The sequence below is a fragment of the Nocardia sp. SYP-A9097 genome (genome assembly GCF_009649815.1).
In the GTDB taxonomy this organism is placed as follows: Bacteria; Actinomycetota; Actinomycetes; order Mycobacteriales; family Mycobacteriaceae; genus Nocardia.
On sequence record NZ_WJIC01000007.1, the window covers coordinates 14,295 to 27,867 of the forward strand.

At 65.4% G+C, this 13,573-nt stretch carries 15 protein-coding genes; 3 read left to right on the plus strand and 12 right to left on the minus strand.

Going from position 1 to position 13,573, the window contains the following annotated elements:
* Nucleotides 1-30: 30 nt before the first annotated feature.
* From GFY24_RS16290 to GFY24_RS16330, 9 genes are all read right to left on the minus strand, one after another.
* Nucleotides 31-1,071: an AraC family transcriptional regulator gene (locus GFY24_RS16290; RefSeq protein WP_153805918.1), complete on the minus strand. Its 1,041-nt coding sequence runs from the start codon at nucleotides 1,069-1,071 to the stop codon at nucleotides 31-33.
* A 147-nt stretch (nucleotides 1,072-1,218) separates the two neighbouring features.
* Nucleotides 1,219-2,172, minus strand: coding sequence for a lysophospholipid acyltransferase family protein (locus GFY24_RS16295; RefSeq protein ID WP_375336058.1), 954 nt, complete (start codon nucleotides 2,170-2,172; stop codon nucleotides 1,219-1,221).
* A gap of 9 nt (nucleotides 2,173-2,181) precedes the next feature.
* On the minus strand, nucleotides 2,182-3,057 hold the full coding sequence (locus tag GFY24_RS16300) for a GNAT family N-acetyltransferase (protein ID WP_228566384.1): 876 nt from the start codon (nucleotides 3,055-3,057) through the stop codon (nucleotides 2,182-2,184).
* Nucleotides 3,058-3,284: 227 nt separating this feature from the next.
* Complete coding sequence (locus GFY24_RS16305) at nucleotides 3,285-4,331, minus strand: S-adenosylmethionine:tRNA ribosyltransferase-isomerase (RefSeq protein WP_153805919.1); 1,047 nt, start codon at nucleotides 4,329-4,331, stop codon at nucleotides 3,285-3,287.
* Nucleotides 4,328-5,014, minus strand: coding sequence for an SDR family oxidoreductase (locus GFY24_RS16310; RefSeq protein ID WP_153805920.1), 687 nt, complete (start codon nucleotides 5,012-5,014; stop codon nucleotides 4,328-4,330). The genes GFY24_RS16305 and GFY24_RS16310 overlap by 4 nt, the downstream gene beginning before the upstream one ends.
* Nucleotides 5,015-5,082: 68 nt before the next feature.
* On the minus strand, nucleotides 5,083-5,844 hold the full coding sequence (locus GFY24_RS16315; protein ID WP_153805921.1) for an ABC transporter permease: 762 nt from the start codon (nucleotides 5,842-5,844) through the stop codon (nucleotides 5,083-5,085).
* The gene (locus tag GFY24_RS16320) at nucleotides 5,841-6,863 is read right to left on the minus strand and encodes an ATP-binding cassette domain-containing protein (RefSeq protein WP_309230925.1); all 1,023 of its coding nucleotides are present in this window, start codon (nucleotides 6,861-6,863) and stop codon (nucleotides 5,841-5,843) included. The genes GFY24_RS16315 and GFY24_RS16320 overlap by 4 nt, the downstream gene beginning before the upstream one ends.
* 55 nt (nucleotides 6,864-6,918) lie before the next feature.
* Nucleotides 6,919-7,536: a PadR family transcriptional regulator gene (locus GFY24_RS16325; RefSeq protein WP_153805922.1), complete on the minus strand. Its 618-nt coding sequence runs from the start codon at nucleotides 7,534-7,536 to the stop codon at nucleotides 6,919-6,921.
* Nucleotides 7,537-7,690: 154 nt separating this feature from the next.
* Entirely contained in the window at nucleotides 7,691-8,983 is a 1,293-nt protein-coding gene (locus GFY24_RS16330) for an NAD(P)/FAD-dependent oxidoreductase (protein WP_153805923.1), read from the minus strand.
* Between the two features lie 113 nt (nucleotides 8,984-9,096).
* On the opposite strand from GFY24_RS16330, the gene GFY24_RS16335 reads away from it, so the two are divergent.
* The 3 genes from GFY24_RS16335 to GFY24_RS16345 all read left to right on the plus strand — a co-directional run bounded on the left by GFY24_RS16335 (nucleotide 9,097) and on the right by GFY24_RS16345 (nucleotide 11,260).
* Nucleotides 9,097-9,954 carry a LysR family transcriptional regulator gene (locus GFY24_RS16335; protein WP_309230926.1) on the plus strand — a complete coding sequence of 286 codons (858 nt, stop codon included), beginning with the start codon at nucleotides 9,097-9,099 and terminating at the stop codon, nucleotides 9,952-9,954.
* A 295-nt stretch (nucleotides 9,955-10,249) separates the two neighbouring features.
* Nucleotides 10,250-10,666, plus strand: a complete 417-nt coding sequence (locus GFY24_RS16340; protein ID WP_309230927.1) for a DUF1707 domain-containing protein — start codon at nucleotides 10,250-10,252, stop codon at nucleotides 10,664-10,666.
* A gap of 33 nt (nucleotides 10,667-10,699) precedes the next feature.
* A complete protein-coding gene (locus tag GFY24_RS16345; RefSeq protein WP_153805925.1) occupies nucleotides 10,700-11,260 on the plus strand; it encodes a GyrI-like domain-containing protein in 561 nt (186 codons plus the stop codon).
* Here the strand turns inward: GFY24_RS16345 and GFY24_RS16350 are convergent.
* From GFY24_RS16350 to GFY24_RS16360, 3 genes are all read right to left on the minus strand, one after another.
* Nucleotides 11,257-11,649, minus strand: coding sequence for a hypothetical protein (locus GFY24_RS16350; protein WP_153805926.1), 393 nt, complete (start codon nucleotides 11,647-11,649; stop codon nucleotides 11,257-11,259). The two genes, GFY24_RS16345 and GFY24_RS16350, sit on opposite strands and share 4 nt — an antisense overlap.
* A 118-nt stretch (nucleotides 11,650-11,767) precedes the next feature.
* Entirely contained in the window at nucleotides 11,768-12,727 is a 960-nt protein-coding gene (locus tag GFY24_RS16355; protein WP_153805927.1) for an electron transfer flavoprotein subunit alpha/FixB family protein, read from the minus strand.
* Between the two features lie 37 nt (nucleotides 12,728-12,764).
* Nucleotides 12,765-13,550: an electron transfer flavoprotein subunit beta/FixA family protein gene (locus GFY24_RS16360; protein WP_153805928.1), complete on the minus strand. Its 786-nt coding sequence runs from the start codon at nucleotides 13,548-13,550 to the stop codon at nucleotides 12,765-12,767.
* Nucleotides 13,551-13,573: the final 23 nt, after the last annotated feature.

Sequence of the window (13,573 nt, forward strand, 5' to 3'; positions counted from 1 at the left end):
GTAGTTCCGGAGAATTTCACACTCCGCAGGTCAGCGGAGGCCGCGCATGGGGGTCAGCAGGCGGTTTGCTCGGGCGTATTGGCCGGGGGTTTGGCCGCGCCAGGTACGGAAGGCCGTGCCGAAGGCCGAGACGCTGGCGTAGCCGAGGCGGTCCGCGACGCTTTCGACGGTGAGGCCGGTGCCGAGGAGCTCCTCGGCGAGTAGGCCGATTGTCTCGGAGCTCAGTTCGCGGAAGGTGGTGCCTTCGGCGGCGAGGCGGCAGCGGAGGGTGCGAACGCTGATGTTCAGGTCGGCGGCTATGTCGGATTGTTCGGCCAGGCCGTGATGGTGGATCAGCAGCTCCCGGACCTGTTCACTGACTCCGAAGCGATTGCGGCGGCGCTGGACCATCTCGGCGCATTGTTCCTCGTACATTTTCATACTGGCCGGATTCGCTTGCGGGAGAGGCATTTCCAGCGCGGAGGCGGGGAGTGTGAGGGCGGATCGGCCGGCATCGAAGATCAGGTCCGAGACACCCAGCAGCGTCGAAACCGCCTCGTACATCGGGTGTGCGGGCAGTGCCAGTTCGAGCCGGATGGCGGGCAGGCGCATGGGCAACAGGTCCTGCTGCACAATGCCGATGGCGACCATGTCGCGCTCCAGGGTGAAGCGCCGCAGTTCGGGTGGTAGCGCCGAATCATCGCGAATGATCACCACATTCGTGCCGCGGGTCTCCAGGCGCATCTCCCCCGCCGCGAAGGACAGGTCCAGATAGCGCACGCCGATCTCCAGGGCCTGGCGCAGCGTCGAACTCGTGCTGAGCGCGAACCCCCAGATTCCCAGACTGGTCGGATGGCACAGCATGCCCGCCAGCAAACCCAGCCCGGGTTCGTCGACACATCCCGCGAGCAGATTCCGCATCAGCGCGTACTCCTGCTCGCAGGTGATCATCACCTCCGCATCGCCCAAGTCCTCCAACTCGATTCTGGTCCCCGCCAGCACATCCTCGGCCGCGAGCCCGCGCTGCGCACCGAATTCGACCAGCAGAGCGGCATTGTGAATGGCGCGAAGACGCCCGGGCGCTTCAGACATCTCGTCATCTTCGCAAACATCCGGCTCACGGTGATGCGAAACGTGCGGGCCCTACGCCGAACGGCACGCACTGACAGAACTCCGCCACGCCCTGGCACAGCCCCCTCGTGGGGCTGTGCCGGGATGCCAAGGGAGACCGCGCGATTTTCAGACCCGGGCGGGAAGCTTCGGGTGACGGTGTTCGGGGGCTTGGACGGTGAGTTCGGTGCTCTCCGAACCGGGTTCGTCGCGGCCGATGATATCGGCGAACGCGCGGTCCACGGCATCGCCGCGGATTGCCTGTTCGCATCGGCGGGCCAGGTCGCGACGGTCCGTGCCGGGCTGTTCCAGAGGTTGCAGGACCAGTTCGGCCACTACGCCTTTGGAGCGCAGTACGCGGCGGAAGGAATCGGCCATGGTGTCGATGCCGACGAAACCCGGGACGGTGCAGACCTCGCCGTGTCGATCCAGGTAGCGCAGGCGGATCGGCTGGACCGGGGTTTCGGTATCGATGGCCGCTTGGAAGAGAGCGGGCCGCAGGCGCCCGTGGGCGCGGCCGCACCAGGTGGTGCCCTCGGGGAACAGGCCGATACGCTCACCGGCGGTGAGACGTTCGGCAATGCGGTTCACGACGCCCGGGAGTTCCCGGAGCCGTTCCCGCTCGATCGGGATGACGCGGACGCGGCGCGCGATATCACCGAGTACCGGCCAATCGACCATATCCGCGCGCGCCACGAAGGCGGTGGGCTGCACGGCCGAGAGCGCGATGATATCGGTCCAGCCGATATGACCGGCCACCACGAGCAGCCCCTGCTGCTCCACTTCCGCACCGCGCTTGTCCACGACGCGAACTCGAATTCCGCAGCAGGACAGCAGGGCTCGGGCGTACCGGCGCTGCAGCCCGGCACGGTGGCGACGCGGCGTGACCAGATACGCGACCGGGAAGGACACCGCCACCGCACCGATCCCCGCGAGGCGGGCGGCGAAGCGGAGTCGCCCGGCCTCAGGCGGGGTTTCGACGCATTCGGGCCCGCATGGACTCGACGGCATCCAGGCGTGGGCGGAGGCGGGGGCCGGCGGACATTCGAGGGCACCGGATCCGGGGGAAAGGAAGGCGGGCATCATGATTCATCACCGCTCGAGAGTGGCCACCGCGCCCTGTAGGCGCTCCAGGTAGCGAGTGTTGATGGTCTCCAGGCCCAGCAGGGCGACGAAATCGGCTACGGCGAACTCCGGATCATGGGCGGGTTCGCCACAGATCTCCGCACCCAGGCGCAGGTATCCGCTCAGCAGCGGCGGCAGCTTCGGGCGGGCCGGGGCTACCAGCTCGTCCAGTCCGCGACCGTCCACCACGACCGGGTTGTACGGGCGCACATGCCGATCGGCTTGCAGCGCATGCTTTTTCATGAGCAGGTCACGCACGCCGCGCACATTCACGCCGGGCGCGTCCTCGGGAGTCTGTTGCATGGGCACCGACACACACCCCATCACCCACTCGTATCCGGTGAGCTGGATGTAGTGCAGGATGCCCGCCCACATGAGCGTCAGCACCGAACCGTTGCGGTGGTCCGGCACCACACAGGCGCGACCCATCTCGACAATCCGGTTACCGGTGGGATCCAGTGCGGCCAAATCGAATTCGGTCGCGGTGTAGTAGCCGCCCGCGGCGGTCACCTTGTCCGGCGGCAGCATGCGGTAGCAGCCGACGAACTGTTCGGTGAGCTCATCGCGGACCAGCAGGTGGTCGCAGTGCTCGTCGAACCGGTCGGCATCCAGACCGGTTCCATTGTCGGGGATGGTGAATCCCGGTTCGGCGGCGAACACTTGGTACCGCAGCCGCTGGGCCGCTTCGCGATGCTCGGCATCGGAGGCGACAACCAGGGAGTACTGGGAGCGGCCCGTGGTGCGGGGCGGCTCCGGAGCTACATATGACTCGCGTGGGAGCAGGCTGGAAGTCGACGCTGCCTTGGTGGCCATACGGTTGATCAAGCCAGTCCCAGACTGCATCGGAGCAACCTTCGGATGGCCTCTCGATGCCAGTCCGGTGAACGCGACACAGACCACACCCGGCGTTCATCCGACCGCCTCCGAAAGTTCCCTACCAGGACAAACGCTCGTATCCCGGCTGGGTACAACCCCCGCCCGAGCCCTCGCGGCGCGGGCCTCGCAACAGCTGGAGAGCGCGACTTTACGCCTTCGCACGGAGGCTGTCAGCGCCGGGTACGGCGGGTCCGTCAGCGCTCGGCTCGGTCGGCGAACAGCAGCGCGGTATCGCCGAATTCATGCCAGAGGTAACCGGAGTCCAGCGCGACACGGTAGGCGCGCCGCACCGCCTCCGGTCCGGCGACCGCTTCCAGCAGATGTAGATGCGAAGCCCCGGGTGCGTGCCAGCCGGTAATGAGCCCGTCGACCACCCGCGCCGGATGCGCGCAACCGAGTACCAGGTCCGTCCAGCCCGCCGCCGCGTGCACCAGGCCATCGGCGCCGACAGCGGATTCGAGAGCTCGGGTGACCGTAGTACCCACGGCCACCACGCGTCCACCCAGGGCGTGCGTGAGATTCGCCAGCTCGGCAGTCAACTCGGGCACCGCGAAGCGTTCCGGACTGGGCGGCTCCCCGTTCTCGGGCGAGGAGACGCCCGTGTGCAAGGTGATGGTGGCCAGGCCGATCCCGCGCGCCACCAGCTCGGTGATCAACGCCTCGGTGAAAGGCCTTCCCGCGCTCGGCATTTCGGCACTACCGGGTTCACGGCCGAAGACGGTGCGGTAGTACTCGGGCGACCAGCGTTCGGTGACATAGGAGTAGGTGATGGGCCGGCCGTACCGGGCGAGCAGTTCGGGCACATCGGTATCGATATCGGCAATCCACAGACGCCGACCCTCCGGAAGCCACGGTCCGCGCAGTATCGCGCGGTGACCTCCCGGAATCAGTACTGCGGCACCGGCTTCCGGACTCGCGCCGACCCAGGGCGTGCCATGCTGGTCACGCAGTTCGACCACCCAGCCGCCGTCGTCCAGCCGCGTCGAAAAGTGCAGTACCGCGGCATCATCGCCGTACCAGGCCGCCACGGCGGCAGTGACCATGGCCGAATTGTTCACCACCACAAGGTCTCCGGGCCGCAGGAAATCCGGCAGCTCCCGGAAGCGCGCATGCGTCAGCACGCGCGCCTGGCTGACCAGCAGTCGCACCTCGTCCCGCGCCAGCCCGCGCGCTTCGGGCGGACTGGTCGCGTTCAACGCGTCCGGGAGAGTGAACTCCACGGCCGCCAACTCCACCGTCATAACGCCACCGGCAATTCCGAGGCCACATACCGGCCACTCGGCGGACGCGTATCGAGCAGCTGGAACAGCGCGGGGACAACGGTTTCCGGCTCCGGTCGATCGGAGATATCCTCACCCGGGAACGCCGCCTGATGCATGGCCGTGCGCATATCGCCGGGATCGAAACTGTAAATCCGCAGCTCCGGATGCTCCGCGCCGAGCACGGCGGTGAGCTGATCCAGGGCCGCCTTGGACGCCCCGTATCCACCCCAGCCGGGATACGCGCCGACCGCGGCATCGGAGCTGATATTCACCACCACCCCGTCGGCAGCCCGCAGCAGCGGCAGCGTCAATTGCAGAACCGCCAGGGGCGCAATGACATTGGTATCGAATACCGAGACGAGCTCCTCGATCGGATACCGATCCAGCGGCGGCAGCGGACTCGGGCCGAGCGCACTCGCATTATTGAGCACCAGATCCAGCGGCCCGGATCCGATGGCCTCCGCCAGCCGGTCGCGGTGCACCGGATCGGCGATATCGCCGGGCACGACCACCGCACCGGTGACCGCGCCCACCTTCGCCAATTCCTCCGCACCGCGCGCGGTAATGATCAGCCGCCAGCCTCTATCGGCAAGTGCGAGCGCGACCGCCCGCCCGAATCCCGCCGAGGCCCCGGTGATCAAGGCTCTTCTGTTCTCCGTCATATCCCCATCGTGAGACCTCAACCTGAGTTCAGGTCAAGGTCTTTCACCTGGGGTGAAATACCTGGTTGTCAGGCATTCTCGCGAGCGAAGCTAAGGGCCCCGATCACCATGAGGACCAACGCCAGCACCACCGTCACGGCGGTGCCGACATACACGTCGGAGGAGCCGAAGTCACCGCGGAACAGCGCCCGCGCGGCATCGACGGTATGCGAGAACGGATTGGCCTTCGCGACATTCTGCAACCAGGTCGGGCCGACACTCATGGGCAGCAGAATCCCCGAGAGCAACATGATCGGGACCGACACGGAATTGAGCAGTGAGGCCAGGGTCGATTCCTGTTTGGCCCACAACCCCAGCGCATATGAGGCCGACGCCAGACCGGCCGCCATGACCGAGATCAGCAGCACCGACAACACCAGGCCCAGCGGATCCGGACGTAATCCGAAGGCCGCCATGGCCACACCCACCAGCACCAGCGCCTGCACGATGAGCACCACCATGTCCTTGAGCACCCGCCCCACCAGCAGCGCGCCCCGCGGGGCCGGGGTGACCCGCTGCCGCTCGACCACACCCGAACGCAATTCCGAGACAATGCCGAAACCCGCGAACATGGCCCCGAACAGGCCGATCTGAATCACCAGCGCGGGCGTGAGCAGCTTCCACGGGTCCGCGCCCGCGCCGAAGGAGCCCGAGACACCCTTCACCAGCGGACCGAACAGCACGAGATACAGGATCGGCTGGGTGAGCCCGATAATGACCCACACCGGATTTCGCAGATTCGACCGGAGCTGAGACCAGAACACCAGACCGGTATCGCGCAGGAATGTCATGAGTGGTTTCCTTCCCGGAGCGAACGGCCGGTGAGAGTGAGAAAAACGTCATCGAGGCTGGGGCGTTTGACGGTGAGCGCACCAGGGGTAATGCCTTGATCGCCGAGCGCGTGCAACAGCGGAACCACCGCCTCATCACCTTTGTCCACGGTCAGATGTACGAGGGCCTTTCCGGCATGGCCGTTCTCGTGGCCGTCGGTGCGCAGGCGGTGCCGCACGGTGAGTACCCGGTCGGCGATCTCCATCGCGAGATACGCACTGTCGCCGTCGATTTCGAGGCTGATCACATCACCGGAGATGCGGCGCTTGAGTTCATCCGGGGTGCCCTCGGCGACAATGCCGCCGTGATCCATCACCAGGATGCGATCGCACAGCGCATCGGCCTCCTCGAGATAGTGGGTGGTCAGCACCACGGTGGTGCCCTCATCGCGGAGTCGCCGAATGTGCTCCCAGAGATTCGCGCGCGATTGCGGGTCCAGGCCGGTGGTCGGCTCATCCAGGTAGATCAGGAATGGCCGGTGCACCATGCCGAGTGCGATATCCACCCGCCGCCGCTGCCCGCCGGACAGCTGCGAGCATTTGCGCCGTCCGAGCCCGTCGAACTCCAATGCCTTGGCCAGTTCGGCGGTATTGGCGACAGCCTCGGCCTTGGAGAGTCCGAAAAGCCTTGCCTGCAGGATCAATTCATCGTCGACCAATTCATAGTCGGAGGTCGAACCGCCCTGCGGGACATAGCCGATACGGGAGCGGACCGTCCGCGATTGGGTGCGCAGATCCGCCCCGGCGACGGTGGCCTCCCCCGCCGTGGGCGTGAGCAGGGTGGCGATCATGCGCAGCGTGGTGGTCTTACCCGCACCATTGGGCCCGAGCAGCCCGATGATCTCGCCGTCGCGCACATCGAAGTCGATACCGGAAACCGCTTGTACGGCACCGGTTTTGGTTTTGAAGGTGCGGGCCAGACCGCGAACCCGGATGACCGGTTCCGAGGTGGGTGGGCGCACCGGTGATGTCGTTTCCACAGACCAACCGTAGAAACGATTCGTTTTGTAGTCAAGGTTGACTATTAAAACTTGACTAACTGACGATTGGTGGCACCCTGGAGCCGCTCATACCCTCCGTCCACACATCCAGCTCACCCTCTTCGATGCGACGCAACGTCCGGCGCGACCACTCCAGATCCGCCCGCGTGTGATCGGCGGAGAGCCGCATGGCATCGGCCACGTGATACGGCGCCGACTCCTCCGGCTTCCCGCTGCCCGCCAGAATTCGCTGCTCCTCACGCTCCAGAAAGAACAGTGCCGCTTCGAATTTCAGAATCCGGCTCTGCAGCGCCGCCACCACCTCGGCCTTCGGGGCATGCGGGAACAACGCCACCGTGGCGAAATACGGATGCTTGACCTGATCCGCCGAGAACAGCGATTCCCGCAGCATCTCACCGAACTGCTTCTCCCCCTCCGGAGTAAGCCGATACGCGGTCCGCTCCGGCCTCCCCCCGTCCTGCCCCACCTCATCCACCGAGATCAGCCCATCCCGCGCCAGCGTATTGAGCGCCCCATACACCGACCCGGGCTTCACATTCGCCCAATCGTCCGCATGCCAGGACAACAACTCACGCCGCACGTCATACCCATGCACCGGTTGCAGCAGTCGCACCACCGAGAGCACCAGCAAACGCGTTGTAGGAACAGCCATATGCGCAGGTTAGCGCGCCCGATACCACCTGCGACTGGCGGCTTGCTCCTCCGGATTCACCAATCGCACCGGCTTACCATCGCACCGGACGAACAGCAGCGGCGCGAAAGAGCCGCCCGGTGGGGACTGCCGGGCGGCTCATTTCGGTGGCGGGTCAGGCCGCGCGGGGCGGGTCCAGAACCTTTGCCACCGGGGTCTTTTCGACCTCGCTGAAGCCGGGGCGGCCGGTGCCGATGAAGGCGACGAGCCAGGAGAAGATCGCGGCGAAGCGGTTGCGGAAGCCGACCAGGTAGAACAGGTGGACGGCCAGCCAGGTGATCCAGGCGATGGTGCCGGTGAACTTGATCTTGTCGTTGATCTTGGTGACGGCGCTGAAGCGGCTGATGACCGCCATGCTGCCCTTGTCCCAGTAGTTGAACTCGGTGGCCGCCTGCTTCTTGCCGCGAATGATGTCCGCGACGTGGCGGCCCTCCTGCATGGCGACCGGCGACTGGCCGGGGTAGCCCTTGAGTGAGGTCATATCGCCGATGGCGTAGATATCGGCGTGGCCGCCGACGGTGCAGTCCGGATTGATGAGAAGTCTTCCGGCCCGGTCGGTTTCGCAGCCGGTGGCCTCGGCCAGCAGCTGCGCGAAGCCGCCCGCCTGTACGCCGGCCGACCACACCACGGTCTCGGCGGCGATACCGCGCTCCACACCGTCCTTGCTCTTGACGGTCACCTTGCCCTCGTCGATATCGGTGACGAAGGTGTCGACCAGCACCTCGACGCCGCTCTTGCTGAGCGAGCCCTTCGCGTACTCCGACAGTCCGCCGCCGAACGGGGGCAGCACCACGCCCGCGCCCTCGACCAGAATCACCGAATCATCGGTGTGGTAATACCTTTTCGCGAGTTCCTTGAGCTGGCCCGCGACCTCGACACCGGTCGCGCCCGCGCCCACGACGACAAAGCTGAGCAGGCGGCGGCGGGTCTCCGGATCGGCGGTCTTGGCCTCGGTGAAGACGCGATCGATCTGCGCGCGCAGCGCCTTGGCATCGTCGATCGTCTTGAGCGAATAGGTCTTGTCCGCGAAATCGTCACGGCCGAAGTAGGACTGGTTCGCGCCGGTGGCGGCGATCAGTGAGCCGTAGCGGATCCGGCGGGTGCCTTCGGCGGTCTCATAGGTGAGGATCGCGTTCGCGGCGTCGATGGCGGTCACCTTGCCGATCCTGGTCTCACCGTGCTTGTGATGCTTGAGGATGTTCTTGATGGGCGGGGCGATCTCATCCGACGCCAGCACACCCGTCGCAACTTGGTAGAGCAGTGGCTGGAAAAGGTGTTCGGGGGTACTCGAAATCAGAACGTACGGAACTCCAGACTTATTGAGCTGTTTGGCGGCGGCAAGCCCACCGAAGCCCGAACCAACAATGACGACCTCTACGGTCTCGACACCCGCACCCGCGAACGACATGACAGCCTCCTTCTCTCATGACTAACCGTGATTCGAAGCGCGGATGTTCCAGGGGTCAGGGCGCATAATCAATATGACTCTTATCTAGATTGATCATGAATTGGAGAAGTCCCGTGGAGCTGCGTCAGCTGGCCTACTTCGTCGCCGTCTGCGAGGAGCTCAGTTTCAGCCGCGCGGCGACCCGCTGCTTCATCTCGCAGTCGGCCATCAGCCACCAGATCGCGCGGCTGGAAAGAGACCTCGGGGTACCTCTTTTCGAGCGGTCCACACGATCGGTTGTACCCACCGACGCGACCACTCGGCTACTTCCTCTTGCGAAGCAAATGCTGAGCCTGGAATCCGCCATTCGCGCAGCTGTACGCGCTTCCGGACCACGAATTCGCCTCGCCGCCAATATGAGCTTCGCAACAAGATCACTGTCCGCCATTGCCGGAGCACGCGAGGCGCATCCGGGCGCGGAGATCGAATTCGTCATCAAGCCCTTCCGCCAGCGCATTCAAGCCGTGGCCGACGGAGATTGTGATCTCGCCCTCATTCGAGGCAGCGTGGATCAGCCCGGATTGACCGTCGAAAAACTCTGGGTGGAAGACCTCGTCCTCGCCACTTCGACCGCCCATCCCCTCGCCGGCCGCACGGATGTGACACTCGCCATGCTCAGCGCCTATCCGCTATTACTCCCCGGGGAACACGATCAGGTGCTGTTACACAATGTGGTTCGCTCCGCCTTCGCCGATCTACCCACCGGCCCGGCCTACGGCCCACCCATTCCCCCGGACCACACCGCCACCATGGAACTCATCAATCGGCCGGACGCCTGGACCATCCTCTACGCCGACAGCCACACCGAAGGCATCGCGACCCTCCGCCTCACCGGCCACCCCCTCCGCATCCCGGTATCGGCGGTGGTACGCAGCGATATCCGCCCCTCCCCCATCCTCACCACCCTGCTCGCCGCCCTGCACTGCGCCTGAATTCGCGCGACGCCGCCGACTATCTCTGGTTCGATCATGTCGAGCCATGGCGAAAGTGGTTCGCAGGTAGGGGGAATCATGAATCCGTGTCCGCAGTGCGGAATGCTCGACCAAGTACGCGGCATACGCGCGATCATCTTGTGTTCGACCCGTATACCGGGACACACTTTCCCCCCGAAGGTACGACCGGATACCTCTTTCATCGCTTTCCGGAACCGGCATCGATGGCGAAAGTCGATCGACCGCAGCAGTATTGAGAGCGCATGAGGGCACCACGCGTCCTAGGCTGAGGTTCGTGAGCCAGGAGAATATGCGGGCCTCCGATGCCGACCGCGAGCAGATTGTCACCAAACTGCGGGCGGCCATGGATGACGGCCGGATCAATCTGCACGAATTCGATGAGCGGGTGCAGCAGGTCTACGCCGCCCGAACCTACGGTGAGCTGACGCCGGTGCTGTCCGACCTTCCCGTGCAGCGGAATTCGCGCTCCGGGCCGAAGATCGCCGCGGAGCCGAGTGTCTTCCCGCTCTGGGTCAAGATCATGTGGACGCCTTGGGTTTTCGTGAATATCCTGGTCATTTTGATCTGGCTCGCAACCGGGATGGGCTACTTCTGGCCGTTCTGGGTGGCCGTGCCGTGGGGATTGGCGCTGTTCATTCCGAGCACGGTCGGCTACCTGCTCAATAAGGACAAGGGTCACGGCGCGCCTTGACTCTCCAGCAACGGGAGACCTGATCCTCAAAGTATGAAACTGGATCTGACCAAGACCGATAAGAACTACTACGCCGCACCCGCGAATCCGGTGCTGCGCACGTTCGGCACCTACTCGTACGCCACCGTCACCGGCTCGGGCGCACCACTCGGTCCGGCCTATACCGAGGCCGTGGCCACCCTGTATCGCGCGGCCTACGGTGCGAAGAAACTGGCCAAGGCCGCCGATCAGGATTTCGTGGTCGCGAAGCTGGAGGGGCTGTGGTGGGTGGAGTCCGATGCGCCGCCGCTCACGATCCCGCGCGAGGAGTGGCATTGGAAGATGCTGATCCGCCTCCCCGAATACGTCACCGCGGACATGGTTTCCGGGGCGACCTTCGAAACCCTCACCGAGGGCGAATCGATTCAGATCATGCACGTCGGCCCGTATTCGGCCGAACCCGAAACCCTGTCCCGCATGGACGCTTTCATGCAGGCCGAAGGCTTGACCATGAACGGCCGCCACCACGAGATCTACCTATCGGACCCACGTAAGTCGGCCGAGGCCACCATGAAAACCATTCTGCGCCACCCGGTTCGGCGCATCTCCGCCTAATCCGGAACCGAGGTTTCATGGACGGTGCGCCAGAGATGGGTCCGCCCATCGGTGACCAGCACCGCGGTCACCGTCCGGCGCGAGCGAACCTCGCCCATGACGTTCTCGGCGACGAACCGCAACACAATGAGATTCCCACTGCGCGCGATCTCCTGCACCTCGGAGACCTCGATCTCCAACCCCGGCTGCGCATTCCGCGCCGACCACACCCCGGCCAGCAATGTCTCCCGATCCACCGCATGCCCGGTCGTCACCACCGACGTGAACGCCTCATCCAGCTGCCCGGAAATCCGGTCGAACACCTTCGGCAGCGCATCGGACCCCAGCCACTCGGCCAGATCCCAGTGCAGCGCGGCGGCGATGTCGGTCAGCTCGGGTTGTGTTGGCATATAGACATTCTCGATCTCTGTCCAGCCGGGGTCACCTCGACTGGGACTCCCCCGAATACAAGTGACCCCCGGCCTTTTCGGGCCGGGGGTCACTCTATGCGCTCAGCGCGAGACTTTCTCAACCCTTGTGGGCCTTGACCGCCTCGGTCAGCTGCGGGGCGACGTTGAACAGGTCGCCGACGATGCCGTAGTCGCTGATCTCGAAGATGGGGGCTTCCTCGTCCTTGTTGACAGCGACGATGGTCTTCGAGGTCTGCATGCCCGCACGGTGCTGGATCGCGCCGGAGATACCGAGCGCGATGTACAGCTGCGGGGAGACCGTCTTACCGGTCTGACCGACCTGGAACTGGCCCGGGTAGTAGCCCGAGTCGACGGCGGCACGCGAAGCGCCGACGGCGGCACCCAACGCGTCCGCGAGGGGCTCGACGACCTTGCCGAAGTTGTCGGCCGAGCCGACACCACGGCCACCGGAGACCACGATGGCGGCCTCGGTCAGCTCGGGACGATCGCCACCGACATTGGGCTCACGGGAGATGACCTTGGTGACGCCCTCTTCCTGGGCGGGCACCTCGACGACGACCTTCTCACCGGCCGCGGCCTGCGGGGCCGCCTCGATGGCGCCGGGGCGCACCGAGATGACCGGGACGTCGCCGGTGGCCTTGGCGGCCACGGTGAACGCGCCACCGAAGATCGAATGCTGCACGGCGCCATCGGCATCGACCGCGATGACGTCGACGAGCAGGCCGGAGCCGATGCGCGCGGCGAGGCGGCCCGACACCTCCTTGCCGTCGGCGGTGGCGGCGACCAGGATCGCGGCCGGGGCGGCGGTCTCGGACAGGGCCGCGAGGACGTCGACCTTCGGGGTCACCAGGAAGCCTTCGGCCTCATCGGATTCCGCGACGTAGATCTTCTCGGCACCGGCGGCGGCGAGGGCGTCGGCCAGCTTGTCGGCGGTGCCGGAGGTGGCGACCACGACGGCGGCCGGGGTGCCCAGACCGCGAGCGGCGGTGAGGAGTTCGGTGGTCACCTTCTTGGGCGCACCATCGGCGTGCTCCACGAGCACAAGTACTTCTGCCATTGTCTTTCTCTCCTGAAGTTCGTTGGGCTCGGGGGCTTTAGATGATCTTCTGACCGACCAGGTAGGTGGCGATCTGCTGGCCGCCCTCACCCTCGTCGACGATCTTCTCGCCCGCCGTGCGCGCCGGCTTCGGGGTCACACCGGTCACCTGGGTGCCGGAGTTCGCAACACCGACGGTCTCCGGGTCGACACCCAGATCGGCCAGCGTGAAGGTCTGAACTTCCTTCTTCTTCGCGGCCATGATGCCCTTGAAGGACGGGAAGCGCGGCTCGTTGATCTTCTCGGTAACCGAGACGATGGCCGGGAGAGTGGCCTCGAGCTTGAACACGCCTTCGTCGGTCTCGCGCTCACCGGTGATGCGCTCGCCGTCGACAACCAGCTTGCGCAGGTGGGTCAGCTGCGGCAGACCCAGGTACTCGGCGATGATGGCCGGGACGGCGCCCGAACGGCCGTCGGTGGCCTCGTTGCCGGCGATGACGAGCTCGATGCCCTCGATCTGGCCGAGAGCCGCGGCCAGCACGTAGGCGGTCTGCACGGCGTCGGAGCCGTGGATCGCGTCATCGTTGATGTGAATGGCCTTGTCGGCGCCCATGGACAGCGCCTTGCGGATGGCCTCGGTGGCACGGGCCGGGCCCATTGCCAACACGGTGACCTCGCCGCCCTGGGCCTCCTTGATCAGCAGCGCTTCTTCGACAGCGCGCTCGTTGATCTCGTCGAGGATGGCGTCGGCGGCCTCGCGGTCGAGGGTGTAGTCACCATCGGTCAGCTTGCGCTCGGACCAGGTGTCAGGAACCTGCTTGATCAGTACGACGATGTTGGGCATGGGTCTTCGTCGACCTCCTGTTC

Coding starts and splice junctions, on each gene's coding strand:
- GFY24_RS16355 (WP_153805927.1), bottom strand. CDS start 12,727: ATGGCAGAAGTACTTGTGCTCGTGGAGCACGCCGATGGTGCGCCCAAG.
- GFY24_RS16325 (WP_153805922.1), bottom strand. CDS start 7,536: ATGGCTGTTCCTACAACGCGTTTGCTGGTGCTCTCGGTGGTGCGACTG.
- GFY24_RS16330 (WP_153805923.1), bottom strand. CDS start 8,983: ATGTCGTTCGCGGGTGCGGGTGTCGAGACCGTAGAGGTCGTCATTGTT.
- GFY24_RS16310 (WP_153805920.1), bottom strand. CDS start 5,014: ATGACGGAGAACAGAAGAGCCTTGATCACCGGGGCCTCGGCGGGATTC.
- GFY24_RS16350 (WP_153805926.1), bottom strand. CDS start 11,649: ATGCCAACACAACCCGAGCTGACCGACATCGCCGCCGCGCTGCACTGG.
- GFY24_RS16360 (WP_153805928.1), bottom strand. CDS start 13,550: ATGCCCAACATCGTCGTACTGATCAAGCAGGTTCCTGACACCTGGTCC.
- GFY24_RS16315 (WP_153805921.1), bottom strand. CDS start 5,844: ATGACATTCCTGCGCGATACCGGTCTGGTGTTCTGGTCTCAGCTCCGG.
- GFY24_RS16300 (WP_228566384.1), bottom strand. CDS start 3,057: ATGCAGTCTGGGACTGGCTTGATCAACCGTATGGCCACCAAGGCAGCG.
- GFY24_RS16305 (WP_153805919.1), bottom strand. CDS start 4,331: ATGACGGTGGAGTTGGCGGCCGTGGAGTTCACTCTCCCGGACGCGTTG.
- GFY24_RS16295 (WP_375336058.1), bottom strand. CDS start 2,172: ATGCCCGCCTTCCTTTCCCCCGGATCCGGTGCCCTCGAATGTCCGCCG.
- GFY24_RS16290 (WP_153805918.1), bottom strand. CDS start 1,071: ATGTCTGAAGCGCCCGGGCGTCTTCGCGCCATTCACAATGCCGCTCTG.
- GFY24_RS16345 (WP_153805925.1), top strand. CDS start 10,700: ATGAAACTGGATCTGACCAAGACCGATAAGAACTACTACGCCGCACCC.